The following is a 26,995-nucleotide window of genomic DNA, read 5'->3' on the forward strand; positions in this document are numbered from 1 at the left end:
CTATGCCCATATGGTTAATCCCCAAGCGGCCCACCATATCTGGTAGAGAACAAAAGCGGTATCGCGCCATGTCAGTGATTCGGACATGGTTTGTTTCCCCATCGTTCGGCGCTTCGGTAACACCTCGTTCATAACTGAGATTTGCGCTTTGCAAACGCCGCCCGCGCGCCTATCTATGCGGCGTGTCAAACCCTGCCCCCACCCCGCCCCGCCCCGTCATCCACACCCTCAGCGACGCAAAGCTGATGGCTGTTCTCGGCCCGACCAATACCGGCAAGACGCACTATGCCATCGAACGCATGTGCGCCTACGGCTCCGGCATGATGGGCCTGCCGCTGCGCCTGCTGGCGCGTGAAATCTATGAGCGGGTGGTGGCGATCAAGGGGCCGAACGCGGTTGCCCTGATTACCGGCGAGGAAAAGATCATTCCGCGCCTGCCGGCCTATTTCATCTGCACGGTCGAAGCCATGCCGTTGGAGCGGCAGGTCGACTTCCTGTGCGTCGATGAAATTCAGCTCTGCAGCGATACGGAACGCGGCTATGTCTTCACCGATCGCCTGCTGCATGCGCGCGGCCGGTTCGAGACGCTATTCCTGGGGGCCAAGACCTTTGCGCCGCTGTTCCACCGTCTTTTCCCCGGCGCCGAAGTGATGATGCGTGAGCGACTGTCGGCCCTCACCTACTCCGGCCCGAAAAAGCTGACCCGCCTGCCCAAACGCACCGCCATCGTCGCGTTTTCAACCGAAAAGGTCTACGCCATCGCCGAACTGATCCGGCGTCAACGCGGCGGCGCGGCGGTCGTCATGGGCAGCCTGTCGCCCAAGACCCGTAATGCCCAGGTCGAACTGTTCCAAAAGGGGGAGGTCGACTTCCTGGTCGCTACCGATGCCATTGGCATGGGCCTGAACATGGATATCCAGCATGTCGCCTTTTCCGGGCTGACCAAGTTCGACGGCAAACACACCCGCCATCTGACGGCTCAGGAGATCGGCCAGATCGCAGGCCGCGCCGGTCGGCACATGAATGACGGCACGTTCGGCGTGACCGGCGAATGCCATGAACTGGATGAAGACCTGGTACACGCGGTCGAAAACCACATCTTTGAACCGCTCGACGCCGCGCAATGGCGCAACCACAAACTCGATTTCTCGACACTTGAGGCCCTGCTGAAAAGCCTGAGCCAGCCGTCGCAGGTCATCGGTCTGCACCTGGCCAAGGAGGCGCTGGACGAAAAGGCCCTGCGCGCACTGAGCCAGGACGAAGAGATTTCCGCCAAGATCCGCAATCCGGTCACCCTGCGCACCCTTTGGGAAGCCTGCCAGCTGCCGGATTTCCGCAAGATCGGCTTCGACGAGCATCTAAAACTGGTGTCCCACCTGTTCTGGTCGCGGCTGCGTCCGGACGGCTTCATCGAAGAAGAGTGGTTCGAAACCGCCCTTCGCGATCTAGACCACATGGATGGCGACATCGACACCTTGTCGTCGCGCCTGTCGGGCGTGCGCACCTTGAGCTACATTTCCAACCGCGGCGCCTGGCTGGCGCGCACGGAGCACTGGCGAGATGTGACGCGCGATCTGGAAGAGCGCCTGTCGGACAAACTGCACGAAGCCCTGATGCAGCGCTTCGTTGACGCCCGGACCAGCGCCCTTTTGAAGGCGCTTGATGCCGAAGAGCTGCCGCGCCCGGAAGTCACCCCCGAAGGCCACGTCATCATCGAAGGCCATACGGTTGGCGAAATCAAGGGCCTGAGCTTCCGCCCAAGCAGCAGCGAAAGCCTGATCGCCGACAAGACCCTTCGCCAGGCGGCCAATCGCGCCGTCAAGCCGATCCTGATCGACCGGCTGCGCGACCTCGGCAACAGTGCCTCGAAGGCCTTTCAGATTAAGGGACACGACATCCTGTGGCAGAAAGAGCCCGTCGCCCGCATCGAGCCCAGCGACTGGTTCGCGCCGCGCCTCAAACTGATCGACGCCCCCGACCATCCCGCCCTGGCGGAACGGGCCGTCAAGCGCCTGACCGACTATGTGCGCCAATCGGCACAATCGGGCCTGAAGAGCCTGTACAAGGTCAAGCAGGCGTCGGAAGCCGAAACCGTATCGCCCGCCGTCCGCGCCATCGCGTTCCAGCTTTATGAAAACGGCGGCGTCCTGCGCCGTGACGAGGCGCTGAAATTGACGCCGGAAGACAAGGCGGCCCTGAAGGCCCTGGGCGTTGCCGGTCACCGCTACGCCTGGTTCCTACCCGACCTGCAAAGCCCCCGTCTGCGCCCTCTGATCCAGGCGTTCGGCGCCGGAGAGGGCCAGCGTAAGCATAGCCAGCGTGGTCAGTTGCTGCTCGAAGAGTACGGCGCCGTTGCGCTGAAAACCCTGTCGCAACTGGACAAGATCATGGGCGGCGGATTGTGGCAGAAGGGCGCGACCTACCTGCCCGAAACCGCTTTCGCACCCTTGTCGCTCGGTGAAAAGCAACGCGACAAGCTGCTTCAGGCGCTTGGCTTCGTGAAGATGCCGCCGATTGAAGCGCCCGCCCCCAAAACCACCGACCAGCCATCGGCAGAGACGCCCGCCGAAACGATTGTCGAGCCCATCGAAGACGCCGGGACCGAAATACCCCTGCCGATAGACGCCGAAACACGGCAACCGGCTGAATCGGAGGCCGAAACTCATGTTCAGGCCGACGTCGCGGCGGAAGAGGCTGCGCCGGATGCGGGCGCGCAGACCACGCCGAAAATGCTGGTCGGCTGGCGGCAGAAATCGTTCGAACCGCGTCCGCCCCGGCACGCGCGCCGGGAAAAGCCGCGCGCAGTGAAAGCCGCTGTGGCGGGCGAAGAGGGCGAAGGCACGCCGCCCGAGCAGCGCTCCGGGCGGCCACGCGGCGAAAAGGGACGTCGCGACGGCAAGGCTCAGGGCAAACCTCAGGCGCATGGTAAACCGGGGACTGGTAAACCGGGGACTGGCAAAGGCAGCGGCGGCAAATTCGGCTCGAACAAAGCCGCGCGTGAGCCGAAACCGCGCGAGCCTTATGTCAATCCCTACTCGCCCTTCGCCGTATTACGGGAAAAATTCGGCAACCAGAACTGATGGCTGCCAAAACGGCTGCGGCGGTATAATTAAAAATAGTAAATGACTATATTGCGGCGTCTAAATTCAAGCGTCGCAATATAACTTGCTATTTTCAATAAAGGCTCTATATTGAGCTTATCGATTTATGATTGTCTGCCGTTTTGTTTCGCCCTTTTTCCAAAAGGGCACCGAGCGATCCCATTCAAAAGTTTAGCGAGAGGCATCCGGACATGTTGTTTGGATGCGTATACACATGTCATTGAAAGGGTTCACTTATGAGCACCGGCACAGTAAAATGGTTTAATCCGACCAAGGGTTTTGGCTTCATCGAGCCGAGCGACGGCGGCCAAGACGTTTTCGTTCACATCAGCGCCGTTGAGCGCGCAGGCATGCGCAGCCTCAACGAAGGTCAAAAGGTCTCTTACGAGATGGCCCGCGACCAGCGTTCGGGCAAGATGTCGGCTGAGCAACTCGCCAACGTCTAAATCCGCAAGGATTTGAAATCAGGGCCGGCTCCGCAAGGGGCCGGCCCTTTTTTCGTTGCCGATGGCTTGCCATCTGATCGCCGCGGATAAACGGGCATTTGACATTTCGCAGCAGCTTTCCAATATCTGTCGCCATGCACACAGACTCTTCTTCCTGCCGGCTCGACGTCTGGCTGTGGCGGGCACGCTTTTTCAAGACGCGCGCCCTGTCGGCCAAGGCATGTGAAAGCGGCCATATCCGCCTGGAACGGTTCGGCAAGGTCGGCCGTGTTGAAAAGGCATCGGCGGCGATCCGCCCGGACGACCACCTGATCTTCGCCATCGGCACACGTCTTTTCGACATCGTCGTCGTCGATACCGGTGACCGTCGCGGGCCCGCCTCTGAAGCACAAAGCCTCTACCGCGCGGTCAATACCGTGCCCGACACCGCAGCTAATGCCTCGAATTAGAACAAATCGGGTTTCGCCTGCGGCGGACTCTTGACACGGCGGCCTTATCTGAGCATGACGCACATCTAGTTTGTAATCGAGGCTGAGACCATTATGACCTACATCGTTATGGACCCGTGCGTGAAGTGCAAGTTCATGGATTGCGTGGAAGTGTGTCCGGTCGACTGCTTCTACGAAGGCGAAAACTTCCTGGTCATCAATCCGGACGAATGCATCGATTGCGGTGTTTGCGAACCGGAATGCCCCGTTGACGCCATCAAGCCGGACACCGAGGACGAAGGCACCAAGTGGCTTGAGATCAACACCAAGTACGCCGCCGTGTGGCCGAACATCTCCGAAAAGGGCACGCCGCCCGCCGACCGTGAGGATTTCGAACGCGAAACCGGCAAATTCGAGAAATATTTCTCGGAAAAGCCTGGCGACGGTAAATAGCCCTTAAGCGATTGGCTGTCTGCTTCGGCCATGTTTTGGCTGTTCGCGCTCGCCTTCTTGTGCCTCATAAACCTCGCCACCTGGCACGCCTGGGCGATGGATAAAAAATATGCCCTTGCCGGCAAACGCCGCATACGCGAAACCACACTTTTGTGGCTATGCGCCGCCGGCGGTTGGCCCTTGGGATTGCTGGCCAGCCAGGTTTTTCGTCATAAGCGCAGTAAAAAAGCCTTTATGCACAAGCTTTATGGCGCGGCGGCCTTTCACGCGGCAATTGTCTGCCTTATAGGACTGATTTGGTAGGGCGTGTTAACGATCCGGCGCACCGACCCTTTATTTTGCCGTAAATTTGTGATATAGACGTCATATTGCAAGAGTCGCACGGCCCGCTTCTTGTCCAATTTGGACGAACCCAGACCACACGATCCGCGCAAATCTTCGTTTGTTTTTATGTGCTCCAGGTCCGCTGTTCTGGCGGGTTTGTTTGCACCATCGACGCAGGTCGGATGACACCCTTGTCCTAGTTAAGAAACACGCACTTTTTCCTTCCCTGAGAGCTTCTCTTTGCGGATGGTTTCGTGCGTTTTATTGGTCACCTTCAACCCTCCCCGGTTTGAAGACAGCCTGCTTGACGCCTATTGGATGACAGTGCCGCCGGAGCTGCCCTAACCGCTCGAAAGGTTCGCCATGTCCGATACCCTCACCGCCTCCCGCCACGAATTCACCGTAGGCGACAAGGTCGTTTATCCTGCCCACGGTGTGGGTCAGGTCGCCGCGATCGAAACCCAGGAAGTGGCCGGTTATACCCTGGAAGTCTATGTCGTTACCTTTGATCATGAAAAGATGACCCTGCGCGTCCCGACCAAGAAGGCCAAGGTTGCCGGCTTGCGTCACCTCGCCCAGGAAGCCGTCATGTCGCAGGCGCTCGTGACCCTCAAGGGCCGCGCGCGTATCAAGCGCACCATGTGGTCGCGCCGCGCCCAGGAATATGAAGCCAAGATCAACTCCGGTTGCCTGGTCTCCCTGGCCGAGGTGGTTCGCGACCTGTACCGTTCGGAAAGCCAACCGGAACAATCCTATTCGGAACGCCAACTGTACGAATCGGCTCTGGACCGCATGGCCCGTGAAGTCGCCGCCATCGAAAAGATCGACCGCGATTCGGCCGTCGCCATCCTGAACAAGAACCTGACCAAGGCCGCCTAAGCCCTGATGGTTTGAAATCAAGAGCCTCCCGGTTTCGCCGGGAGGCTCTTTTTATATGCGCGCGCCGCGCCTGCACTTGTTTCGAAAGACGATGGAACGATAGCGGAATGGGGCAAAAAATGCCGTTTTGCCCTTGACCTCGCCGCCTCATTTGCCTATAGAACCGCCTCTCGCGCGACGGACAGGCGTTCGGACGCGCTCCCCTATTTGTTTTAACCGAAGGTACATCCCATGTCGCGTCGTTGCGAACTCACCGGTGTCGGTCCCATGGTCGGCCACAGCGTGAGCCACTCTAACATAAAGACGAAGCGCCGCTTCCTGCCGAGCCTGCGTCAAACCGCCCTGCAGTCCGATGCCCTGGGCCAATCCTTCCGCCTGAAGATTTCGAACGCCGCCCTGCGCACGCTCGACTTCCGTGGCGGCCTGGACGCCTTCCTGATCAAGGCTGACGATGCCGATCTGTCGATCCGCGCCCGTCGCCTCAAGAAGCAGATCAAGGACAAGCTGGCTCAAGCCGCTGCCTAATCCAGCCTTAAATCCGAACACATGAAAACCCGGCCGCGTGCCGGGTTTTTTATTGCAAAAAATCGGGCCCAAGAACGGGCAAGGCCTGACGGATTTCTGAAATCCACCAGACAGACGCGATAAGAATTGTCATGCGGCAGCCTCCACAGGAGACTTGCCATGACCGACCTTCACACCTTGAACATCCTCACCCATGTCACCGCCGGGTGCCTGGGGATCATCACCGGGCTGGCCATACTCAGCCGCCCCAAAGGCACGCCCTGGCATCGGGCGGTGGGCAGAATAGCCCTGATCTTTGCCGGCATTTGCGTTGGCGGCGCCTTGATCGGCGCCTTCGTTTTTCGCGGTCGGATCGATCTGATCGGCGTCAGCCTTCTGGTCACCTATCATATCTGGTCGGGGATACGCAGCCTCAGACTAAAGGCCCGCGGCCGACGCCCTGCCGACCTGGTTCCCGCCACCGGCATATTGGCGCTCGGAGCAGCCGTGGCGGTGCTATACGCGGCGGGAGAAGGCCAGTATCATTGGCCGGCGGGCCTCGTCTATCCCTCCGCCAGTGGCCTGGTTGTCTATGGCGGCTGGGACGTCTTGCGCACCCTATGGCCGCTATCCTGGCGCATCGCGCTGAACCCCGCCGAACATGCCTACAAGATGACCAGCCTGATCGGTTCCCTTGTGTCCGTCGCCTTCGGCACCGTCCTCAAAGGCTATGCCTTGCCGGCATCGCTCTCCGCCTCCGCTGTCTTTGCGTTGCTGGGGTTGGTTCTGGCTATACGAGCCGCGCGAAAGGCCGTCGGCGTCACACCCTCGGTCGCCTTGAAGGCACGATTGAAGACCGACAGCGAGGTATAGCCAGCCTCAAGAGCCAGGGCGAGAATAGTTTCGTCCGAGTCGAGCCTAGCTTTCATCGCCGCAATGCGCAGCGCGTTCAGGTAGGTGCTGAAATTGCGCTGATCTTCGCCGATATGAATGACGCGACGCAGGCGATGTTCCGGTACATCCAGCATCTGCGCCAATCGAGACAGGCTCAGCCCCGGATCGCGGAATATCTGTTCGTCCCGCATCAGATGCCGCAGCCGCCGTAGCACCTGGCCTTCGCGGTCGTCGAGCGCCTGCGGCTCGGCCTGCACCGGCGCAAGCGTCGCCACGATGGACTTGCCGAAGCCCGCTGCTATCACGCACAGGGCCAGGGTCGCGGCGGCACCCAGGGACACGGCGGCTTTCGAGTATCCCACGACGGCGCCGACACAGATGAGCGCGCCGATCACAGCGCCTAGGCCCAGCACCCACAGGCGCGCATTGCGGCGAGCTTCGACCAGATCATCCGGCAGCCCACGCCACACCATCACCGGCAATTCAAGGAAGAGGTACAGACTGATCAGGCTGAATCCCCATTGTGCCCCAATCCAGTGGGGCCCGGCATAACCGACGCCTCCCATAACCAGTATGACCATGAGAAGCCCCAGGTCGATTGTCACGGGGCGCGCCCGCGTCTCGAACGCCGCGCGATAAGCGCGATTGCTGGCCAGGGGCCCGACCAGCACCACCGGCAGTCCGAAAGCCAGGGCATCGGGAAAGGCCTTATACAGGAAGAAGGCCGCCCCGATCGCCATGCACAGGGACATGTCGCGCCGCCCGGGCAACCGCGGCTGCTGCCACGCCAGAACCGCCATGATAACCAAGGCGGCCGCGACCGCAGGAGCGAGCACGGCCAGCACGTCAGGGCGTCCAGTCGTAGACAAGTAGTTTGGAGCGTCCGTTTTCTTTCAAACTGTCACTGATCAGGTAGAGCCGGTAGCCGTCGCCGGTCTTCTGAGCGGCCACGCCTTCATAATTATCGTAAGGCTTCGGGCGGACCAGATCGGTAATAGCCGTCAGCGCCCCATTCTCATACTTCAGTAGACGCAAGATGTTGCGCGGGCCGGTCAGCGGATCGAAATAGCGGTACAAGGCCAAAATCTCATGGCGACGTACCGGATCGGCGTAATCGACCACCGCAAGCGAGGTCAGCATGTACAAAAATCCGGGCGCCGCGGGACCGTTGACGGGCGCGCAGGCATTGGAGGCCAGTTCGCAGCGCCAGAATCCCCCCGCCTCGACGCCGATCAGCAGGGCGTCACCGGTCTTGGCATCGGGCAGATAGGTCAGGCCTTCCATGCCGAAATTGGAAGGAAACAGCGCCAGGCCGGACAAGGGCAGGGTTTCTCCGGCGCCGCGCCAATCCGTGTAGGTCATGACGCGCTGAACGCCTTCGAAGGAGACGAAGCGCCGGCCAGTGACGGGATCGTAAGCCAGATCCTCGGAATCGGCGAGCGACTTGTTGTCGAACGTCTTGCCATCCGTCCCGCGCAAGGGATCAATTTCGAGGAGGCTGTCGAGATATCCCCCCTTGCCATCGGCTTTGAGCGTAAAGCGGGCGACGGCGCCGAAATCGCTGACGGCCTCGGCCTGCACGCCGTCGGCCGTAGGGAACACCTGAATGTCGGACAACCCGACAAGCCCGGACGTCCCCGTCGCCACCAATTCATAGGCGCCGACATAGCGCACCTTGGGGTTCAGCGGCCGGACATCGCCCCCCGTCAGGGGCCTGAACGCCACGGTGGGGCTTTCGAGGTAAGGCCGCGGTTCGGTATGGCCGACCATGGCGCTCAACAGGCAGAAAATCCCGCCGGAAACCAAGGCAACCAATGGCTTGCGCCCTATCCGCATGTCATTTTTCCTCGAAAAGCTCAGTCAGCTTGTCCATCAGGCCGCCAGCCAGATGTTCGACATCGATCAGGGTCAGGGCGCGTTTATAATAGCGCGTCACATCGTGGCCGATACCGATGGCGACCAATTGCACACGCGCCTGAGTCTGAATGTCGTCGATCACCTTGCGCAAATGGTTTTCGAGATAATGGCCGCTGTTCACCGACAGGGTCGAATCGTCGACCGGCGCACCGTCCGATATGACCATCAAAATCTTGCGCTGTTCCGGACGGTTGACGAGACGCGAATAGGCCCATTGCAAGGCCTCGCCGTCGATGTTTTCCTTCAGCAGCCCTTCGCGCATCATCAAGCCGAGATTCTTGTGCGTTCGCCGCCACGGATTGTCCGCCGCCTTGTAGATGATATGGCGCAGGTCATTGAGACGCCCGGGATTGGCCGGTTTGCCCGATCGCACCCACTGTTCGCGCGATTGCCCACCTTTCCACGCCTTGGTGGTGAAGCCCAGGATTTCGACCTTGACGCCGCAACGTTCAAGGGTCCGCGCCAGTACATCAGCGCAGATGGCGGCCACCATGATCGGCCGCCCGCGCATGGAGCCGGAATTGTCGAGCAGCAGCGTCACCACCGTATCGCGGAACTCGGTGTCCTTTTCCTGCTTGAAGCTGAGCGGGGCGCTGGCGTCGATGATGACGCGGGTCAGACGCGAGGCGTCGAGCACGCCCTCCTCGAGATCGAACGACCAAGACCGGCTTTGCTGCGCCAGAAGCTTGCGTTGCAGGCGGTTGGCCAGGCGCGACACCACACTGGCCATATTGGCCAGCTGGGCGTTCAGGAAGCCGCGCAGGCGCTCCAGTTCCTCAGGGTCGCACAGTTCTTCCGCGGTAATGATCTCGTCGAACTGGCGGGTATAGACATCGTATTCCTTTTTGACGTTCGGTTCCGGCACGTCCATGTCGCGACGTTCCGCCTCTCCGGCCTCACCATCGGGCGTTTCGTCGGTCGAGGATTCGGACGACATCTGCGGATCGCCCTGCATCTGGGTGTAGTCGTCCTCGCCCTCCTGCGGCTGATCCTGCCCCGTCTGTTCTTCCGGTTCGTCCTGCTGCGACTGGCCGTCGTCGGGCTGGTCATTGTCAGGCGCGTCCTCCTTGGGGCTGTCGCCTTCGCTTTCGCCCTCCTCACCTTCGTCCTTCTTTTCGTCCTCGGCATCCTGACTGTCGTCCTTCAGGTCCAACGCCGTCAGGATATGGCGCGCCTGACGGTTGAAAGCCTTCTGATCATGAATAAGCCCAGCCAGTTTTTCGAGACCGTCACCTGTTTTTTCCTCTATCTCCGCCCGCAGAAGGTTGACGACCCGCTGAACCGAGTTCGGGATAGGATCGCCGGTGACTGCTTCGCGCGCCATCAGGCCGAGAATTTCCGGCAGGCCGATGTCCGCCTTGTCTTCTTTGCGATACAGGCCTGAGCGTTCCAGATCGTTTTCCTGTGCCGCCAGAAGATTGACACGCACCCCTGCCATGGCTCTCGCGCCTATGGCCTCCAGCCGCGCCTCCTCCAAGGCATCGAAAGCATCCGCACTGATATCGTCGCGTGGCCGTGCGCGCGCATGCAGGCTGTCGTCGTGGTGGGCTACCTTCAGCGCCAGCCGATCGGCCTGGCCGCGCACGCGCTGGGCCAGTTTCGGCGCGAGGTCGCGCGGAGGATGCGGCAGGATGATCTTGTTGCCATCCAGCCGCGGTCCATCCGAACCGAACACGACTTCGAGTTCAGCATCCTCCGCCAGGGCGCGGGTCGAATGGATCAACGCCTTCTTGAACGGTTCGGAAAGGATGGTCGGCTTTTGGGCCATGAATGTCTAACTTAAAAAGCCGGGCCGGAACGAAAACCGCCCCGGGCCTCAGGCTTGCCGATAGGGGCCAGGACGGCGCACAAGGCGCGTCCTGAAACTAGATGACCTTTACCTTCAGGGCCGATTCCTTGACGTCGGTGCCGAAGGCGCGCTGATAGAACTCCGCCAGGGTGTGGCGTTCCAGTTCATCGCTCTTGTTGAGGAACGACAGGCGGAAGGCCAGTTCTGGGTCGTCATTGAAGATCAGGGTGTTCTGCGCCCAGGTGATGACGGTTCGCGGCGACATGACGGTCGAAATATCGCCATTGGCGAAGGCCGAGCGCGACATGTCGGCGACGCGCACCATGGCGTCGATAACGGTCTTACGCTCGGGCGTATTGAATTCCGGCACCTTGGCCAGTACGATTTCGACCTCGGCTTCGTGCGACAGGTAGTTGAGCGTCGTCACCAGCGACCAGCGGTCCATCTGGCCCTGATTGATCTGCTGCGTGCCGTGATAAAGCCCGGTCGTGTCGCCCAGACCGATGGTGTTGGTCGTGGAGAACAGGCGGAAGAACGGATTGGGTTTGATGACCTTGTTCTGATCCAGCAGGGTCAGGCGGCCCTGAGCCTCCAGAACGCGCTGGATAACGAACATCACGTCCGGACGACCCGCGTCATATTCGTCGAACACCAGGGCGACGGGGCGTTGCAGGGCCCACGGCAATATACCTTCGCGGAATTCGGTGACTTGCTGGCCGTCCTTCAACACAATGGCATCCTTGCCGATCAGATCGATGCGCGACACATGGCTGTCAAGATTGACGCGCACCAGCGGCCAGTTGAGGCGCGCAGCGATCTGTTCGATGTGTGTCGACTTTCCGGTGCCATGGAACCCCTGGACCATGACGCGGCGGTCAAAGGCGAAACCGGCGCAGATGGCCTGGGTCGTCTGAGGATCGAAACGATAGGCCGGATCGATATCCGGCACGTGGGCGTCGCGATGCGTGAAGGCCGGCACCTGCATATCGATGTCGATGTCGAACACATCGCGGGCATTGACCTTCGTATCGGGCGCGAGGGACAGCAGGGGATCGGGATATTCAAGCTCGGCGGACATGAGATTTTCAGGCTTTCAGCGACGGACAATCAGGCTTTTCAGCTAAGACTTTAGCGCAGGCGAAACAACCCGTAATTTCGCCGATGGCAAAGTTTTTTGTCGCCGCGGCAGTATCTAGGCTTCGTCCGGATACTGATAGCTCACTAGCTTGTCGAGAAAGGGCGCGGCCTCGATATCGTCGAGAGTCGTACGGCGCGACCAGTCATTGAGCCGGTCAAGATAGGCCAGACGGCCCTCAATCCCGTACTGGATGGTCGGCTCAAGGTTTTCGGGATGATCGAAGGCGCCGATGGCGACGGCCATGCCGTCCGGCGCTTCGTAGGTCAGAGGCGTGCCGCAGGCGGGACAAAAGCCACGCTGCACCAGATTGGAACTCTGGAAACGCGCCGGTTCGACGCGGGTCCAGCGAAAGTCGGTACCGCGAACGGAGACCAGCGGCGCAAAAAAGTTGCCAAAGGCCTTCTGGCACATCCGGCAGTGACAAATGGACGTATCCGTGAGCGGCCCGGTGACTTCGAAACGGATGGCGCCGCACTGGCATCCGCCCTTCAGAATCTGCGTCATCATGTCCTCCCTTTGCATACATTCAATCCGTGTGTTGAGCCAGATTCCGGCAGCAGAGTCGAAACCTTTCTGCTAAAGGGCGGCATGGACATCTCTATACTCGACAATCCCGCCTGGTCCGCCCTGACAGGCCGCCACGCCGCCCTCGCCATTGGCGATGGCCCGGTCCTGCGCTACCCGGCCGAGGTCTCGCCGTTCGCGGCGCTGGAGGCACCCTCCGCCCTGCCCATTCTGGCTTCGCGCATGCATGACGGTGATACAGCCGTCTTGTGGTCTCCAGACGCGTTGGAAGCCCCGGTCGGGCTCGATCTAGTGGTGCGATTTCCCTGTCTGCAAATGGCGGCCTTCGATTTCCGCCCGGCCGATGTCGAAGATGATGCATCGGCCATGACCTTGGATGACGTCGACGACATGATCGCCCTGACAACCCTGACAAAGCCCGGCCCGTTCGGACGGCGGACTGTGGAAATGGGCAGCTATATCGGTGTACGCGCTGACGGGCGCCTCGCCGCCTTGGCAGGGGAACGGATGAAACCCGAAGGATTTACAGAAATCAGCGCGATTTGCGTCCATCCCGACAACCAGGGCCAGGGGCACGCGCGACGCCTCACCTCGATTATGGGCCGCCGCATCGTCGCCGATGGCAAGGTGCCGTTTCTCAACGTTCTACCCGACAACCGGCCGGCTATCACCCTGTATGAAAGTTTAGGCTTTCGGCCGCGCCGCCTGATGCAGGTTCATCTGTTTCGCCGCCCGGGTGGCGACGCAGGCACGGATGCCTTTTTCAGCAGCCTGTAGCCATAAGCCCAATGGTGACCTGGCGTCCGACAGCAAAAACAAAGCGCGGCCTGCATCTTGTACAGGCCTCGCATGCAACACACTATCGGTCCAAACACCGCGTTTTTAGGCGATGGACATCTTTTTGAGGACTTTATACGCCTTGATGACGCGCTGAAGTTTGTCCTCGGCCGAACGGTCGCCGCCGTTATTGTCGGGGTGGCAACGTTTCAGCATTTCGGTGTAGCGGACGCGAATCTGTTCCGCGGTCGCGCCGACCTCGAGGTCGAGGTCGGCGAACGCCGCCCGCTCGATCTTTCCGTACTGGCGCGTACTGGGCTCCCCCTTCTCGCGGATGGGCGCCGCACCGGCGCCGAAAACGCTGTGCGGATCGTAGAAGCCGCCGGCCTTGGTGCCCTTTGTGGCGAAGTTCGCCGCCTCACGGCTGACGCGGGAGGCGCGGAACGCCCAGGTCGGACGGTCGCCGGTAGCGATGGATTCGCGATGGCGCTTGGCTTCGCCCTCGCTCATGCCGGAGAAGAAATTCCAGTTCTTGTTATATTCAGCCGCATGGTTGAGGCAGAAATTATAATATTCATTCATCATTTCGCGCGATTTGGGCGCGCGAGCCGTCGCAGCCTTGTGGCACTCTGGCCATTCGCAAGGCTTTTCGCCGGGTTTGAGATGCAGGACATCGTCCTCCGGACGGCGCGTTTTTTCCTCGCCTTCCTTTGGCGGACGAATGCGCATATCCATGCCGAGACGCGGCTTGTACTTAAATCCTTCGCTCATACCTTGAAATATGATCCCTAAATCTTAAAAGAAGCTGACATCCATTCCATACCCAACACGTGAGGCAGAATATGGGAATCGTAGCCGACCGCCTGAAAGCGAAGCTCAACCAGGCTTTCGCCCCGCAGCAATTGGATATCAACGACGACAGCGCCAAACATAGTGGACATGCGGGCGCGCGTGAAGGGGGAGAAAGTCATTTTTCCGTGCGCATTGTGTCCGAAGCCTTTATCGGGCTCACTCGCGTCGCTCGTCAACGGTTGATTAATGCCGCCCTGGCGGACGAACTGGCCGGTCCGGTCCACGCCCTCAGCCTCCAGACATTAACGCCCCTGGAAGCCGCTGAAAAATAATCTCTCGGCGGTTAGCCGGCAATTAAGCCTGTTGTGAGAAACTGACTGCTCAGTTGCATTTCAGCCAGGCATTGACATGTTCGGAAGACTATTTTCCATCAACGGCAGATATTCCATCTGGGCCAATGTCTCGCGCAATGCCAAAGGCAACGTGGCCATCATCGCCGCCCTCGCTATACCCGTTATCTTTCTCGCGATCGGTGGCGCGATGGATTTTAATCGCATGCTGCAGTTGCGCAACGAAATGCAGGATGCCGCCGACGTAGCCAGCGTCGGCGCGGTCGCCATCAATTCCATGGCCTTTAAGGCCAGCACCCAGATTGGTTCGGGTGAAATCGCCGTCGGCGAGACCCAGGCCGTCAGCATGTTCCAGTCCGGCATGCAATCGGCGAGTGATCTGACTGGGGTTACCGCCAGTGCCACGGTCACCAAGGCGACCAATACCCTGACGTCCACGCTCACGGCCACAGGCACATTCAAACCTTTGATGCTCGGCGTCTTAGGTTTTAGCGCCTTGCCGATTAACGTCACATCCAAAACGATCACCACGATCCCGCCCTATATCGATTTCTATCTTCTCCTCGACAACAGCCCGTCCATGGGCGTCGGCGCCACGACCGCCGACATCAACAAGATGGTCGCCAATACATCCGACCAGTGCGCCTTCGCCTGTCACCAGAGGGACATGGAAGGCAAGGACTATTACACGAAGGCAAAGAAGCTTGGTGTCACAACGCGCATCGACGTGGTGCGCCAGGCCACTCAAAATTTGATGACCAAGGCAGGTCAAAGCCAGACAATGGCCAATCAGTTCCGTATGGCTATCTACGATTTCGGCCTGTCCGCCGACACCATAGATGCGCAAAACCCGACGGCCTATCAGGTCAGCGCCCTGACTACTGATCTGGTTCAATCGGCCAGCAATGCCGCCAAGATCGACCTGATGGTCATGCCCTACGCAGGATATAATTCGGATCGCCAGACGAATTTCAAATCGACCCTAACCAGCATGAATAACCTCATTCCCACGCCCGGTGACGGTTTAACCGCCGGCGCGCCGCAAAAAGTTCTGTTCATGGTGAGCGACGGGGCCAATGATTCGTATGATTGCAACTATACAAACGGCAACACCTGCCGCCGCATCACGCCGCTGGATATCACCCAGTGCACGGCGATAAAGGCGCGCGGCATACGCATAGCCGTGCTGTATACCACCTACCTGCCCCTGCCTACCAACGGCTTCTACAACAGTTGGCTGGCCAAATATGTCGCGGCGCCGTCGCAGCTGGCGACCCAGATGCAAGCCTGCGCCTCGCCCGGCCTGTACTTCGAGGTCAGCCCCAGCCAGGGCATTTCCGACGCCATGCAAGCCCTGTTCAACCGAGTGATCACGGTTGTCCGCCTCAACGGCTAAGGGCTGATGCGCAGAGTCCGCACCCGAGGGCTATCTGCGCACCCGCCTGCCTAAAGGCTTGACGCGCCGCAGCATCCGCCCTAATCCAGCCGCGTGCCAAAGGTGCCCGCGCTGACCCGCGGGATAATAGGGAATCGGGTGTAACTCCCGAACTGTCCCCGCAACTGTAAGCGCCGAGCTTTGCAACAGATGTCACTGGTCCGCCGGGAAGACGTTGCGAGCGTCAGAGGCGCGAGTCAGGAGACCTGCCTTGGCTGTCGTCCTTTGCGTGGCCGGGAAGTGCAGCGCGAGCGGAGATCGAAGTCCCATGCCTGCATGGTGGCGTCTGCCCCCCGAGAGACGATGCTTTGTAAGCCGTGAAGGCGCGAGCTTTGTCGTGCGCGTTTGCGGCTTTCGTTTCTGACCGAAAGACCGTTTTACACATGTTAAACCGTAAAAACCTCTTGCTGATCAAGGCCTCCGCCCTGGCGCTAGCCATACCCAGCCTGACACTTCCGGGGTTAGCCCAGGCCGATGAGGCGCCAACTGAAGTCATCGTTTCCATCACGCGTGAAAGCCTGCCCGTCTCTAAACTGGGTCAAAGCGTCGATGTCCTGACGGACGCAGATATCCGCACCTATCAGTCCCTGCAAATTTCCGACCTGCTGGCGCGCACCACCGATCTCAGCCTGTCTCGTAATGGCGGTCCGGGTCAGGCGGCCACGGCATCCATCCGCGGCGCCGGCGGCGACCATACCCTGTACCTGCTCGATGGTGTCCGTCTCAATGATCCCTCTCAGGTGGGCGGCGGAACCAATCTGGGCCTGCTGAGCACAGACGATGCCGCCCGCATCGAAGTCCTGCGCGGCCCGCTATCCACCCTGTGGGGATCCGGCGCCCTGGGCGGCGTGGTCAGCATCACGACTCGCGCCCCATCGCAAGCCCTGGAAGGCGACCTGCGCGTGGAAGGCTTCGACGAATATGGCGCGGCTCGCCTCGGCCTCGGCGGCCGGGTCGGCAAACTGTCATGGCGCGTCTATGGCAGCACACAAAACGATCGCGGCGTTTCCGCCTTTGCCGGCGGCACGGAAAAGGACGGATTCGGGCAGACCACCCTCAGTGGCAAGCTGAGCTATGCCCTTACCGACACCCTGACCGTGAAGGCCTTCTCCAGTAAGGTCCACAGCCGAAATGACTATGACGGCTTCCCGGCGCCGCTCTATGCCTTCGCCGATACGGGCGATTTCGGCAAGACCGACACCACGATGAATGTTTTGGCCATCACCCATCGCTTCGCGGCGGGGGAGCAGACCCTGTCGATCAGCGAGACCGACAATGACCGCCACGATTTCAATCCCGACCACACGCCGAACTTTGTCGCCACCGGTCATATGCAGTCGGCAGACTATCACATCACCTATCGTCTGACGCCGCAGACCCGCCTGCTCGGCGGCCTAAGCTATGAGCGCGACACTATGCAAACCGCCTCACCGGCCTCTTGGGACCCCAACCCGACACCGCAAAAGGCGTCGTCCAACCTGTCGAGCGTCTATGGCCAACTCAGCCACGATTTTGGCGCGGTATCGGCGGCCCTGAGTCTGCGTCACGACGACGCGTCCAGCTTCGGCGGTCAGGATATCGCTCAGTTGAGCGTCAGCGCGCCGGTCACCGACCGGGTCCGTCTGCACGCCAGCGCTGGCCAGGGTGTAAAGGTGCCAAGCCTGTATCAACTATACAGCGATTACGGCAACACCGACCTTAAACCGGAAACCGCTGTCACGCTGGACGCCGGCGTCGATTACACCTTCGAAAAGGGCCAGTTCGGCGTCACCGCCTTCACACGCCGGGTCGATGACCAGATCGACTTCTTCTCCGGCTGTTATGCCGATCCCACCATCGGCCTGTGCCCAAGCCGACCGTTCGGCTACTATGCCAATATCGCCCGGACCGAGGCACGCGGCGTCGAATTGGAAGGTACGTATGCCTTGAGCGAGACCCTATCGCTGCGTGGCAATTACAGCTTCCTATATACGGAAAACCGCTCGGCCGGGTTCCTCGGCAACCGCCTGCCGCGTACGCCCCGACAATTGGGCAGTATCGATATGACCTGGATCGCCACCCCGCAGCTGACCCTCAGCGCCGGCGCGCGCTACGCTGGTGATCGGTTCAACGATGTCTACAATGCCACCCTGCTCAAGAGCTACGGCCTGGTCGACCTGCGCGCCGACTATGCGCTCAATGACCGGATCAGCCTCTATGGCCGCATCGAAAACGTCGGCGACACACGGTATCAAACCGCCGCCAACTACGGTCAGGTCGGCCGCCGCGTGTGGATCGGTATCCACACACGTTTGTTTTAAGAACATTACAGACGGTTTGATTTTGTGCGGCGCAGCAAATTAGCTAAACCGCACCTATTCGAGCCCCCTTCAACGCAGAGGCCCAGGAACGCAGAGGATCTGGGCTTCTGCGTTTCTTTTTGGCCAGCCTCTAAACCCAGTTGGATTTGCCACCCTGCTTGGCGGTAACGGCTATGCCTTCGATACGCATCCCCTTATCGACAGCCTTCAGCATGTCATAAAGCGTCAGCGCAGCGACGCTCACCGCCGTCAACGCCTCCATTTCCACGCCGGTCTGCGATGTCGTCTTGACCTCAGCCGCGATCCTGAAGCCCGGTAAGGCGTGATCGACCGTGATGGCGACAGCCACCTGGCTCAGCGCCAAGGGGTGGCACAGGGGAATCAGGTTCGCCGTCTGCTTGGCGGCCATGATGCCCGCCAGTTCAGCCGTCGATATCACCGCACCTTTCGGCATCGTGCCCGCAACGACCCTGTCCACCGTGGCGGCCGCGCAGATCAAACATCCTTCGGCCCGAGCAAGCCGCGCCGTCACCGCCTTATCCGACACGTCGACCATCCGCGCCCGTCCGGCGTCATCCAGGTGGCTCAGTTCGCTCATGTCTTGCTCCAACGTTTAAGATCCTCTGCATCGTGCGCGGTCGGCTCCACCCAGCGATCCAGGGTTTCCCCGACCTCCCGCTTCCAGAAGGCCGCTTCCGATTTTAGGCGGTCCATCATGTAATCGGCGGCATCGAATGCCGCCCTTCGATGAGCCGCCGCCGCCGCCACGAAGACGACCGGCTGACCTGCATCGATCCGCCCGCAGCGATGATGAACGCAGAGCGCGCGCACGTCGAAACGCTCCGCCGCCGCCTCGCCTATCGCCAGAAGCGATGCTTCCGTCATGCCGGGATACCAGTCGAGATAAAGATAATCGACGGCCTGGCCCGACGTGTCGCCTCGCACAACGCCGGTGAAGGCGGTTACGGCGCCGTAAGCACCAAAGCGTCTCAGGAAATCGGCATGGACCTGCGCCGGATCGAAGGGTCCGTCGATCAAACGAATATCGCACACCGACTTATCCACCGGAAAATACCGAAAAGAAGGCCACCTCATCACCATCGCTCAATGGCCGGTCGCCGCTTTCCACCTGCTGGTTGACGCTCATCAGCGGCGTCACATCACCATGGGGGGTAAACAGTTGCGCACGTAAGGCCAGCAGTGATAACCCGCCATCGGGCAGGTCGAGACTCAGGCGGCGCCTGCCCATTATGTCCGCGATCCGGCCGAAGAATAAAATATCGATCATGGTCATAGTCTTAACATCATGACGCGCCAAGAGTTGTGAAATTTTTCAAACGGTGCGCGTTTGCGCTTGCTAAAACAACCATAACACGCTCAATACGTACGTCTTATCTGCTTGTCGGAATATCAATGAGTCTGTCCAACTATCGGCTTCTAAGGTTCCTGTCACGCCTTGCCGCCTTTGGCAAAAAGCCGAACAGCCTCCCTCTGCCTGACCCGAGCGATCCCGCCTCTTTCAAGGTGCTCCTTCACCGTCCGCAGGTTGAACTGGACACGCAGGGCCTGAAAAACTTTTATGCCGGAAAACGTATTCTGGTTACCGGCGCCGGCGGTTCGATCGGGTCTGAAATTTGCAAGCAGGTGCTAACGCTTGGCGCCGCTCACGTTTCGCTGATCGACCATTCCGAACTGGCGCTCTACGAAATAGACCGCGCCATCCGCGAGACCTTTCCCAAAAACGGCGCCGGCGATCGCGCCCGCCCCTTCCTGTGCAGTGTCCGCCGTAAGGAACGTATTGCCGCCTTGGTCGCAGCACAAAAGCCCGACGTCATCTTCCACGCCGCCGCCCTGAAGCATGTGCCGATGGTCGAGATGAATCCGAGCGAAAGTGTGCTGACCAATGTCTTGGGTACGCAATACGTCATCGACGCCGCCAAGGCGGCGGGCGTACAGCAACTGGTCCTGATTTCATCGGACAAGGCCGTCGCGCCGTCATCTCTGATGGGGGCGACCAAGCGTTTGGCCGAACACCTGATCCGCACCCAGATTTCCGATACGCACCAGGCCTGTGTCGTGCGCTTCGGTAATGTGCTGGGTTCGACCGGGTCCGTCGTGCCTCTGTTCAAATCGCAGATCGAGCGCGGCGGGCCGATCACCCTGACCGACCGCGAAGTCGAACGCTATTTCATGACGATCTTCGAAGCGGTTCAACTTGTGCTGACGGCGGCCATGAACAACGCGCGTACGCCCGAGCATAAATCCGGCCTGTACATTCTGGAAATGGGTAAGCCGGTCAAGATATATGACCTGGCCACCCGGATGATCCGTCTATACGGACTGCGACCGGACAAGGACATCAAGATCAGCTTCACCGGCCTGCGCGAGGGTGAAAAGATCACCGAAGCCCTGGTCGACGACAACGAAATACGCGAGCTGGTGTTGCCGGGTATTTTCGAGGTGGTCAATCAGGCCCATGTCGAGCCAATCGCTGAGGAAGTCATGCAGACCCTCTACAACCTGGCGCAGGAAGGTCATGACGATCCGGCCAAGACCATGGTGTTCAATCTGGTGAAATCCCTCCGCGAATAACTTCGCCAAGAGGCCAAAGGTAAAACGGTCAAAACAAAAGGCGCCCCGATGGAGCGCCTTTTTTTAGTTTTTGTAGGGATCTTCGGCATCCGGATCGTCGGCGGTATGAAATTCATACCAGATGCCGTTGAGAATACCGACGGCGACAGCCAGGCCGACACCCAGGATCCATGAAAAATACCACATGTTGCACTCCTAACGAAGGGCCTAGGGGAGGTTTTTGCCTCCCCGGCCGTGTCTAATATAGATCGGGATTGGTCTTGAGGTGTTCGGTGCTGACGCGTCCGAACAGCACCTTGTAAACCCAGGCGGTGTAGAGCAGCACGATCGGCAGGAACAAAACCGTCACCAGCAGCATGATGAACAGGGTCATGTGCGAGCTGGAAGCCGTCCAGACGAGCAGGCTGGAATGAGCATCGACCGTGCTGGGCAGAATGATCGGGAACATAGAGCACCCGACGGTGCCGATGATGCCGACTATGGCCAGCGAAGAGCCAATAAAGGACAGCCAGTCACTGCGCAGACGCAGGCCGAGGAGCGCCAGCAACGGACCGGCAAAACCCAGCAACGGTGCGGCCCACATCCAGGGGTACTTGCTGAAATTCGTCAACCAGGCGCCCGCGGCGGGGATCACTTCGGCGCGGGTCGGGTTCGACGCACCGTCGGGGGACACCGCCGTGACGACGCTGAAACCCAGGTTGGAGAAGCGGATGAAGAGATAGCCGATGGCGAAGAAGACAACCAAAGCGAGGGCGGAAATCGCGCCGAAGCGAACAGCCCTGTCACGCGCATCGCCCTTTTCCAGCTTCATCGCCAGCCATGTGGAACCTTGCAGCACCAGCATGGCGACAGACGTCAGGCCGCACAGGAGGGTGAAGGGCGTGAACAAGCCCAAGAGCCCACCCAGGAACTGGTCCTGATAGGTGACCCGCAGGTCGCCATCATAGTGGATGGGAGCGCCCTGCAGGACATTGCCAATAGCGACGCCGAAGACGAGAGCGGGAATGAAGCCGCCAGCAAACAGCGCCCAGTCCCAATTGCGGCGCCAGGCCTTGCCTGGCCGCTTGGAGCGGTACTTGAAGCCGACCGGACGCAGGATGAGCGCCATCAGCACCAGGAACATGGCCAGGTAGAAGCCGGAGAAGCTGGCGCTGTAGACAAACGGCCAGGCCGCGAAGATGGCGCCGCCGCCCAGGATGAACCATACCTGGTTGCCTTCCCAGGTCGCACCGACCGTATTGATGACGGCGCGACGCTCACCGTCACTCTTTGCGACGAAGGGCAACAGGGCAGCGACCCCCATGTCGAAGCCATCCATGATGGCGAAGCCGATGAGCAGGACGCCCACAAGGCCCCACCAAATGACGCGAAGCGTCGGGTAATCGAGAGGAAGTTCCATAATCTATCTCCTTACTCAGCCGGGCCGACGACGGGCAGGGCCGGATTGTCAGTGGCGCTGACTTCGGGATCATTGTGCATGCGACCGAACTTGGCCTCATACGGTCCTTTTTTGATGGTCTTGATCATGAGCTGGATTTCGATGACCGCCATCACCCCGTACATCAGGGTAAAGCCGGCTATAGTGGCCCAGATCTGGGGTTTGGTCAGGCTGGACGCGCCCATGAAGGTCGGCAGCACGCCGTCCACTGCCCAGGGCTGGCGACCGATTTCGGCCAGCAGCCAACCGGCTTCGATGGCGATCCACGGAAAGGGGATGGCGACGATGCAGGCCAGCAGGAAGAGCTTGTTGTTGTGTTTATTGAGCGTCACCATCAGGAAGGCGGTGGCGAACAGCAGGATGAAGGCGAAACCCAGCCCTGCCATGGCCCGGAAGGACCAGAACATCACCGGCACGTTGGGAATGGTGTCCATGGCGGCCTTGGTGATAGTCGCTTCATCAGCCTTGCGCGGATCATCGACGTATTTCTTGAGCAGCAGGGCGTAACCGAGGTCGGCCTTGTGCGCTTCGAACTGCGCCCGGGCAGCAGGATCATCTGCATTGACCTTCAGCTTCTCCACACCATCATAGGCGATGACACCGGAGCGGATGCGACCTTCGTCCTTTTCAACCAGGTCCAGAATGCCGATCACAGGTTGATCGACGCTGCGCGTGGCGATCAGGCCCAGAACGTAAGGGATCTTCACATCGAGATCGGTGCGTTGTTCCTTGACGTTGGGGATGCCGAAGATGGAGATGCCGGCGGGCGCCTTTTCGGTGTGCCACATGGATTCCAATGCGGCCAACTTCATCTTCTGGTTATCGGTGAGTGCGTAACCCGACTCATCGCCCAGAACGACGACCGACAAAGCGGAGGCCAGGCCAAAGGCGGCGGCGACAGCCATCGACCGCTTGGCGACGCTCGTCCATTTGCCGTTGATTAGATATATGGCCGAGACCCCCATGACGAACACCGCCGCCAGCACGTAGCCGGCACTGACCGTATGGACAAACTTGGCCTGAGCGACAGGGTTGAATATGACCTCCATGAAGTTGGTCACTTCCATACGCATGGTTGCCGGGTTGAATTCAGCGCCGGCGGGATGTTGCATCCAGCCGTTGGCAACAAGAATCCACAAGGCGGACAGGTTGGTGCCGAGCGCCACTAGAAAGGTGACCAGCAAGTGCGCCGGTTTGGACAGCTTGTCCCAACCGAAGAACATCAACCCGACGAAGGTCGCCTCAAGGAAGAAGGCCATCAAGCCTTCTATCGCCAGCGGCGCGCCAAAAATGTCGCCGACATAGTGGGAGTAATAGGACCAGTTCATACCGAACTCGAATTCCATGGTGAGACCTGTTGCCACACCCAGAACGAAGTTGATACCGAACAGAAGGCCCCAGAAGCGCGTTATGGTGCGCCAAACCTCTTGTCGTGTAAGGACATACACGCTCTCCATGATGACCAGCATGAAGCTCAGGCCGAGCGTCAACGGGACAAAGAGGAAGTGATACATGGCGGTCAAGGCGAATTGCAGCCTCGACAGTTCTACGGTACTTAGGTCCATCGGATTTCCCCGGGAAAGTTCGCGTCTCCGGCGAAGAAGACACCCAAAATCAGCCCTTAGCAATGAGCATTTCTAACTAATAGGAATACTCACCGCTAAAACCATATAAATTGTAAGGCTTAAGCTTGGACCGTACAACACGCACAATGTCGCACCCGGACGCCGCACCGGGGTCGGTTTTGGATACCAAGGCCATCCGTGGCCAGTTGCGCGCATGGGCCTTATGGGACGCGCGCGGCCTGCGACGGGGGGGCTGGCTCGGACTGCTGGATGGACTATGCATCGGTGGCTTTGCCTGGGGTCTAAGCCATATGGTCAGCGACCTGTTTCAAAAAAATCAATCATTGATTTATCTTTGGCCCTCCCTCGCCCTGACAGTGATTTCCCTGGCGGTGCGCGCAATAATCGGTCTTTATAATCAAAAGCTTGGCATGGAAACCGCGCGCCGCATCGTCAGCCATATCCGACTCGACATCATGGAAAAGGCCTTGGCTGGCCGGGTCGATTCCGCGCGCCATCAGGCTCGGCTTAACGCCCTGTTCGAGGACACCGAAAGTCTGGAAGGCTACTATGCGCGCTTCCGTCAGGCTGACCTGTCCGCTCGCGTTCTGCCCCTCGTCTTCATCGCGGTCATGGCCATTGTCAGCCCGGTCAGCGCCGGCATATTGTTGTTGACCCTGCTTCCGTTTGTCGCACTGATGGCCATTCTGGGCATGACCAGTGCCGATGAATCGAAACGGCAACTCGATGCGCTGTCGCGCCTTTCGAATCTGTTTGTTGATCGTATCCGCGCCCTGCCCCTGATTTTGAGCTTCGATGCGGGGCCGCGTCAGGTCGGGATTGTCGGACGCGCCGCCCGCGACGTCGCCGAACGCACCCTGCGTGTGCTCAAGATCGCGTTCGTAACCTCCGCCGTTCTGGAATTCTTTAGCGCCTTGAGCGTCGCGTTGATCGCCATCTATTGCGGCTTTTATTTATTGGGCCAGTTGCCCTTCCCCGTGCCGGAAGTCCTGACCCTGGCCAAGGCCTTCTTCGTCCTGGCCCTGGCGCCAGAAGTCTATGCCCCCATGCGCCGCCTGGCGGCCGCCTATCACGACCAGCAAACCGCCATGGCGGCGGCTCAACGTCTTATGGCGCTGGACATCAGCCCGGACATCGCCGCGCAGCCGGCCCTTAAAGACGCGCCGGAAGTCACCTATGACGCCGTAACCTGCACCTTCCCAGACGATCCCGACTTCCGTATCGGCCCGGTTAGCTTTACGGCCCGTCCCGGCCAAGTGGTTGCTTTGAAGGGACCAACCGGTTCGGGGAAGACAACCCTGCTGCGCCTCCTCCTCGGTCACGGCCGGCATGAGGGCGCCGTACGGGTCAACGGTCAGCCGCTCATCGACCTCAGTCGCAGTATCGCCTGGGTATCGCAAAATCCGCCGATTCTGGCGGGCAGCCTGGCTGACAATCTCAACCTCGCCAACCGACAAGCCGATCCGAATGAAGTGATTGAGAAATTTGGCCTTAATACACTCGTTATAACGCGAGAAAGCGCATTGTCGGCACCAATTGACGAACGCGGCTCTGGCCTGTCGGGCGGCGAGCGGCGCAAGATCGGTTTGGCACGCGCCGCGCTTAAGGCCGCGCCATTATGGGTGCTCGACGAACCAACGGCCGACCTCGACCCTGCCGCTGAAGCCGACCTGATTGCCCGCTTGCCAGATCTCTTCAAGGGGCGGACGGTGATCCTGTCCAGTCATTCGCCAGCGCTGTGCGCTTTGGCAGACCGCGTGGTGGAATTGTGATGACTGGTAATTTCGGAAGCTTTTTGAAAGCCCTGAAAGATCATTTCGGTACACGCCTGTTCCTGACCGCGGTCTTCGCCGCCGGCGTCAGCGTATCGGCAGTCAGCCTGCTTGGGATTTCCGGCTGGTTCCTGACAGGCGCGGCCGTGGCCGGCGCCGCAGGTCCGATCGCCGCCCAGGCGTTCAACTACCTGTTGCCTAGCGCCGCCATCCGCTTCTTCGCCATCGCTCGTACAGTGCTGCGTTATGGCGAACGCTATATGGGCCACGATGCGGCCCTGCGCGCCATGGCAGAACTTCGCCCCGCCCTGTTGGAACGTGTGTTCAAAGCCAATCCAGAAAAGACATTACGCATTAGCCGGGGCGATGCCTCCAGCCGCTTTATCCAGGACGTAACGACGCTTGAAACCGCGCTCGTCATGCGCAGCGCCCCCGCCGCCGGCATATCCGGCGTGGTCGCCGCCGTGGTTTTGACCGCTTTCGCCGGCCTGTGGGCCGCGCTGGCTCTAGCGTGCTTCGTCGGCCTGGCCCTGCTGGCCGGTCTGTATATCCACCGCCGCCTGCCTGAGGATACCGCCCTTTCTGAACAGGCAGCCATGGGGGACTTGAAGGCACGGTTCTATAACCTGATGACGGTCTTGCCCGATATTCGGACCTACGATCTTCAACAACCCCTGTTGGCTGAATTGCAGATACTCGAAGCGCGGCTGCTGTCAGCCCGCACCCGCGTCGTCAGTCGAGACGCGATCACCGGTGCGATTACCACCCTACTAACCGGCCTATGCCTGGCCAGCGTCGCCCTTGCGAGCCTGCACGCCCCGTTACCCCTCATGGCCCTGGCCCTTCTGGCCAGCAGTATGGGATTCGAGTCGGTCGGAATCCTGCTGCGCGCACTGGGCCAAAAGGCCGGTTTCAGCGAGGCTGAACATCGCGTCGCCGCCATTTACGATCAGCCGCAAATCCTCAACCGTCACACAGACGCCGATCCGGTGTTTACCTATCGGGATCATACCTATGCCTTGACAGGCCTTAGGCTTCGCATCGCCGGGCCATCGGGATGCGGCAAGACACGTCTCGCTGAAGCCTTGATGGGATTGAGGTCCCTCGAAGGCTTTTCTACAAATGCCGGACGCGATCTCTTTTCCTTATGCCCGCAGGACGCCACGCCCCTCACCGGTACCCTGCGCGATAACCTGGCCATGGCAGGGGGCGCCGAAGCGGATATGTGGAATGCTCTGGAGATCGCCCAATTGAAAACCCGCGTATCCGCCATGCCAAAAGGGCTGGACACCTGGGTCGGTGACGGGGGCGTCACCTTGTCGGGTGGGGAGCGTAAACGATTGGCCCTGGCGCGCAGTCTGCTTCGGCCCGCGCCGGTGCTGATACTCGACGAGCCAACCGAAGGTCTTGATTTATTAACGGAGGCGGAGGTCGTCTCCCGGCTGGCGCATCATCTGGCCAGCGAAAACCGGTCATTGATCCTGATTAGCCACCGTCAGGCGCCCCACGGCCTGGCCAGCCACGTGCTGGATCTTACGCCGGACTGACTAGGCAA

At 60.0% G+C, this 26,995-nt stretch carries 26 protein-coding genes and 1 riboswitch; of the genes, 14 read left to right on the plus strand and 12 right to left on the minus strand.

Translation table 11 applies throughout. The features are described from left to right. The first annotated feature begins 182 nt into the window (after positions 1 to 182). The 7 genes from RCJ00_RS06155 to rpmB all read left to right on the plus strand — a co-directional run bounded on the left by RCJ00_RS06155 (position 183) and on the right by rpmB (position 6,156). On the plus strand, positions 183 to 3,080 hold the full coding sequence (locus RCJ00_RS06155) for a helicase-related protein (RefSeq protein ID WP_316220903.1): 2,898 nt from the start codon (positions 183 to 185) through the stop codon (positions 3,078 to 3,080). Positions 3,081 to 3,337: 257 nt separating this feature from the next. After that, positions 3,338 to 3,547: a cold-shock protein gene (locus RCJ00_RS06160; protein ID WP_023456871.1), complete on the plus strand. Its 210-nt coding sequence runs from the start codon at positions 3,338 to 3,340 to the stop codon at positions 3,545 to 3,547. A 134-nt stretch (positions 3,548 to 3,681) separates the two neighbouring features. After that, entirely contained in the window at positions 3,682 to 3,996 is a 315-nt protein-coding gene (locus RCJ00_RS06165; RefSeq protein WP_316220904.1) for an RNA-binding S4 domain-containing protein, read from the plus strand. Between the two features lie 93 nt (positions 3,997 to 4,089). Further along, positions 4,090 to 4,428: a ferredoxin FdxA gene (gene fdxA / locus RCJ00_RS06170; protein ID WP_023456869.1), complete on the plus strand. Its 339-nt coding sequence runs from the start codon at positions 4,090 to 4,092 to the stop codon at positions 4,426 to 4,428. A gap of 30 nt (positions 4,429 to 4,458) precedes the next feature. Then, entirely contained in the window at positions 4,459 to 4,731 is a 273-nt protein-coding gene (locus RCJ00_RS20645) for a DUF1294 domain-containing protein (RefSeq protein WP_411267520.1), read from the plus strand. Between the two features lie 384 nt (positions 4,732 to 5,115). Further along, positions 5,116 to 5,631 (plus strand): CarD family transcriptional regulator, encoded by a 516-nt coding sequence (locus RCJ00_RS06175; RefSeq protein ID WP_023456867.1) that lies wholly within the window; start codon positions 5,116 to 5,118, stop codon positions 5,629 to 5,631. Positions 5,632 to 5,862: 231 nt separating this feature from the next. Then, positions 5,863 to 6,156 carry a 50S ribosomal protein L28 gene (rpmB, locus tag RCJ00_RS06180; protein WP_023456866.1) on the plus strand — a complete coding sequence of 98 codons (294 nt, stop codon included), beginning with the start codon at positions 5,863 to 5,865 and terminating at the stop codon, positions 6,154 to 6,156. A 707-nt stretch (positions 6,157 to 6,863) separates the two neighbouring features. On the opposite strand, the gene RCJ00_RS06185 is transcribed toward rpmB, so the two are convergent. The 5 genes from RCJ00_RS06185 to RCJ00_RS06205 form a co-directional block, all read right to left on the minus strand. Further along, positions 6,864 to 7,898 (minus strand): helix-turn-helix domain-containing protein, encoded by a 1,035-nt coding sequence (locus RCJ00_RS06185; protein ID WP_316220905.1) that lies wholly within the window; start codon positions 7,896 to 7,898, stop codon positions 6,864 to 6,866. Continuing rightward, entirely contained in the window at positions 7,876 to 8,865 is a 990-nt protein-coding gene (locus RCJ00_RS06190) for an esterase-like activity of phytase family protein (protein WP_316220906.1), read from the minus strand. Before RCJ00_RS06190 ends, RCJ00_RS06185 begins: the two co-directional genes overlap by 23 nt. A gap of 1 nt (position 8,866) precedes the next feature. Further along, positions 8,867 to 10,714 (minus strand): cobaltochelatase subunit CobT, encoded by a 1,848-nt coding sequence (gene cobT / locus RCJ00_RS06195; RefSeq protein WP_316220907.1) that lies wholly within the window; start codon positions 10,712 to 10,714, stop codon positions 8,867 to 8,869. Between the two features lie 97 nt (positions 10,715 to 10,811). Further along, positions 10,812 to 11,813, minus strand: coding sequence for a cobaltochelatase subunit CobS (gene cobS, locus RCJ00_RS06200; protein WP_316220908.1), 1,002 nt, complete (start codon positions 11,811 to 11,813; stop codon positions 10,812 to 10,814). Between the two features lie 114 nt (positions 11,814 to 11,927). Continuing rightward, positions 11,928 to 12,380, minus strand: a complete 453-nt coding sequence (locus RCJ00_RS06205) for a GFA family protein (protein WP_316220909.1) — start codon at positions 12,378 to 12,380, stop codon at positions 11,928 to 11,930. An 81-nt stretch (positions 12,381 to 12,461) separates the two neighbouring features. Here RCJ00_RS06205 and RCJ00_RS06210 point away from each other — a divergent pair, with 81 nt between their 5' ends. Next, the gene (locus tag RCJ00_RS06210) at positions 12,462 to 13,175 is read left to right on the plus strand and encodes a GNAT family N-acetyltransferase (protein WP_316220910.1); all 714 of its coding nucleotides are present in this window, start codon (positions 12,462 to 12,464) and stop codon (positions 13,173 to 13,175) included. A gap of 105 nt (positions 13,176 to 13,280) precedes the next feature. Here RCJ00_RS06210 and RCJ00_RS06215 read toward each other — a convergent pair whose 3' ends face one another. Further along, positions 13,281 to 13,946, minus strand: a complete 666-nt coding sequence (locus RCJ00_RS06215; RefSeq protein ID WP_023456858.1) for a J domain-containing protein — start codon at positions 13,944 to 13,946, stop codon at positions 13,281 to 13,283. A 71-nt stretch (positions 13,947 to 14,017) separates the two neighbouring features. Between RCJ00_RS06215 and RCJ00_RS06220 the strand changes: the two genes are divergently transcribed. The 3 genes from RCJ00_RS06220 to RCJ00_RS06230 all read left to right on the plus strand — a co-directional run bounded on the left by RCJ00_RS06220 (position 14,018) and on the right by RCJ00_RS06230 (position 18,052). Next, complete coding sequence (locus RCJ00_RS06220) at positions 14,018 to 14,299, plus strand: BolA family protein (RefSeq protein WP_316220911.1); 282 nt, start codon at positions 14,018 to 14,020, stop codon at positions 14,297 to 14,299. A gap of 76 nt (positions 14,300 to 14,375) precedes the next feature. Next, the gene (locus RCJ00_RS06225) at positions 14,376 to 15,713 is read left to right on the plus strand and encodes a TadE/TadG family type IV pilus assembly protein (RefSeq protein ID WP_316220912.1); all 1,338 of its coding nucleotides are present in this window, start codon (positions 14,376 to 14,378) and stop codon (positions 15,711 to 15,713) included. A gap of 82 nt (positions 15,714 to 15,795) precedes the next feature. Beyond that, positions 15,796 to 15,980, plus strand: a riboswitch (cobalamin riboswitch). Positions 15,981 to 16,135: 155 nt separating this feature from the next. Continuing rightward, a complete protein-coding gene (locus tag RCJ00_RS06230) occupies positions 16,136 to 18,052 on the plus strand; it encodes a TonB-dependent receptor plug domain-containing protein (protein ID WP_316220913.1) in 1,917 nt (638 codons plus the stop codon). Positions 18,053 to 18,182: 130 nt separating this feature from the next. On the opposite strand, the gene moaC is transcribed toward RCJ00_RS06230, so the two are convergent. The 3 genes from moaC to RCJ00_RS06245 are packed head-to-tail and all read right to left on the minus strand — an operon-like array spanning position 18,183 to position 19,340. Then, positions 18,183 to 18,650 (minus strand): cyclic pyranopterin monophosphate synthase MoaC, encoded by a 468-nt coding sequence (moaC, locus tag RCJ00_RS06235; protein ID WP_316220914.1) that lies wholly within the window; start codon positions 18,648 to 18,650, stop codon positions 18,183 to 18,185. Then, positions 18,647 to 19,105 (minus strand): molybdenum cofactor biosynthesis protein MoaE, encoded by a 459-nt coding sequence (locus RCJ00_RS06240; RefSeq protein ID WP_316220915.1) that lies wholly within the window; start codon positions 19,103 to 19,105, stop codon positions 18,647 to 18,649. The genes moaC and RCJ00_RS06240 overlap by 4 nt, the downstream gene beginning before the upstream one ends. 4 nt (positions 19,106 to 19,109) lie before the next feature. Beyond that, positions 19,110 to 19,340, minus strand: coding sequence for a MoaD/ThiS family protein (locus tag RCJ00_RS06245; protein ID WP_316220916.1), 231 nt, complete (start codon positions 19,338 to 19,340; stop codon positions 19,110 to 19,112). Between the two features lie 125 nt (positions 19,341 to 19,465). Here RCJ00_RS06245 and RCJ00_RS06250 point away from each other — a divergent pair, with 125 nt between their 5' ends. Beyond that, positions 19,466 to 20,644 (plus strand): polysaccharide biosynthesis protein, encoded by a 1,179-nt coding sequence (locus RCJ00_RS06250; RefSeq protein ID WP_023456851.1) that lies wholly within the window; start codon positions 19,466 to 19,468, stop codon positions 20,642 to 20,644. 63 nt (positions 20,645 to 20,707) lie between these two features. Here RCJ00_RS06250 and cydX read toward each other — a convergent pair whose 3' ends face one another. The 3 genes from cydX to RCJ00_RS06265 are packed head-to-tail and all read right to left on the minus strand — an operon-like array spanning position 20,708 to position 23,647. Beyond that, positions 20,708 to 20,830 carry a cytochrome bd-I oxidase subunit CydX gene (gene cydX / locus RCJ00_RS06255; RefSeq protein WP_316220917.1) on the minus strand — a complete coding sequence of 41 codons (123 nt, stop codon included), beginning with the start codon at positions 20,828 to 20,830 and terminating at the stop codon, positions 20,708 to 20,710. Between the two features lie 52 nt (positions 20,831 to 20,882). After that, positions 20,883 to 22,043, minus strand: coding sequence for a cytochrome d ubiquinol oxidase subunit II (gene cydB, locus RCJ00_RS06260; RefSeq protein WP_316220918.1), 1,161 nt, complete (start codon positions 22,041 to 22,043; stop codon positions 20,883 to 20,885). 11 nt (positions 22,044 to 22,054) lie between these two features. Next, positions 22,055 to 23,647, minus strand: a complete 1,593-nt coding sequence (locus RCJ00_RS06265) for a cytochrome ubiquinol oxidase subunit I (protein WP_316220919.1) — start codon at positions 23,645 to 23,647, stop codon at positions 22,055 to 22,057. Between the two features lie 125 nt (positions 23,648 to 23,772). Between RCJ00_RS06265 and cydD the strand changes: the two genes are divergently transcribed. Together cydD and RCJ00_RS06275 are read left to right on the plus strand one after the other, a co-directional pair. Next, positions 23,773 to 25,440 (plus strand): thiol reductant ABC exporter subunit CydD, encoded by a 1,668-nt coding sequence (cydD, locus tag RCJ00_RS06270; protein WP_316220920.1) that lies wholly within the window; start codon positions 23,773 to 23,775, stop codon positions 25,438 to 25,440. Next, the gene (locus tag RCJ00_RS06275) at positions 25,440 to 26,987 is read left to right on the plus strand and encodes an amino acid ABC transporter ATP-binding/permease protein (RefSeq protein ID WP_316220921.1); all 1,548 of its coding nucleotides are present in this window, start codon (positions 25,440 to 25,442) and stop codon (positions 26,985 to 26,987) included. The genes cydD and RCJ00_RS06275 overlap by 1 nt, the downstream gene beginning before the upstream one ends. The last annotated feature ends 8 nt before the right edge of the window (positions 26,988 to 26,995 follow it).

Source organism: Asticcacaulis aquihabitans, from assembly GCF_032490435.1.
Taxonomy (GTDB): Bacteria; Pseudomonadota; Alphaproteobacteria; order Caulobacterales; family Caulobacteraceae; genus Asticcacaulis.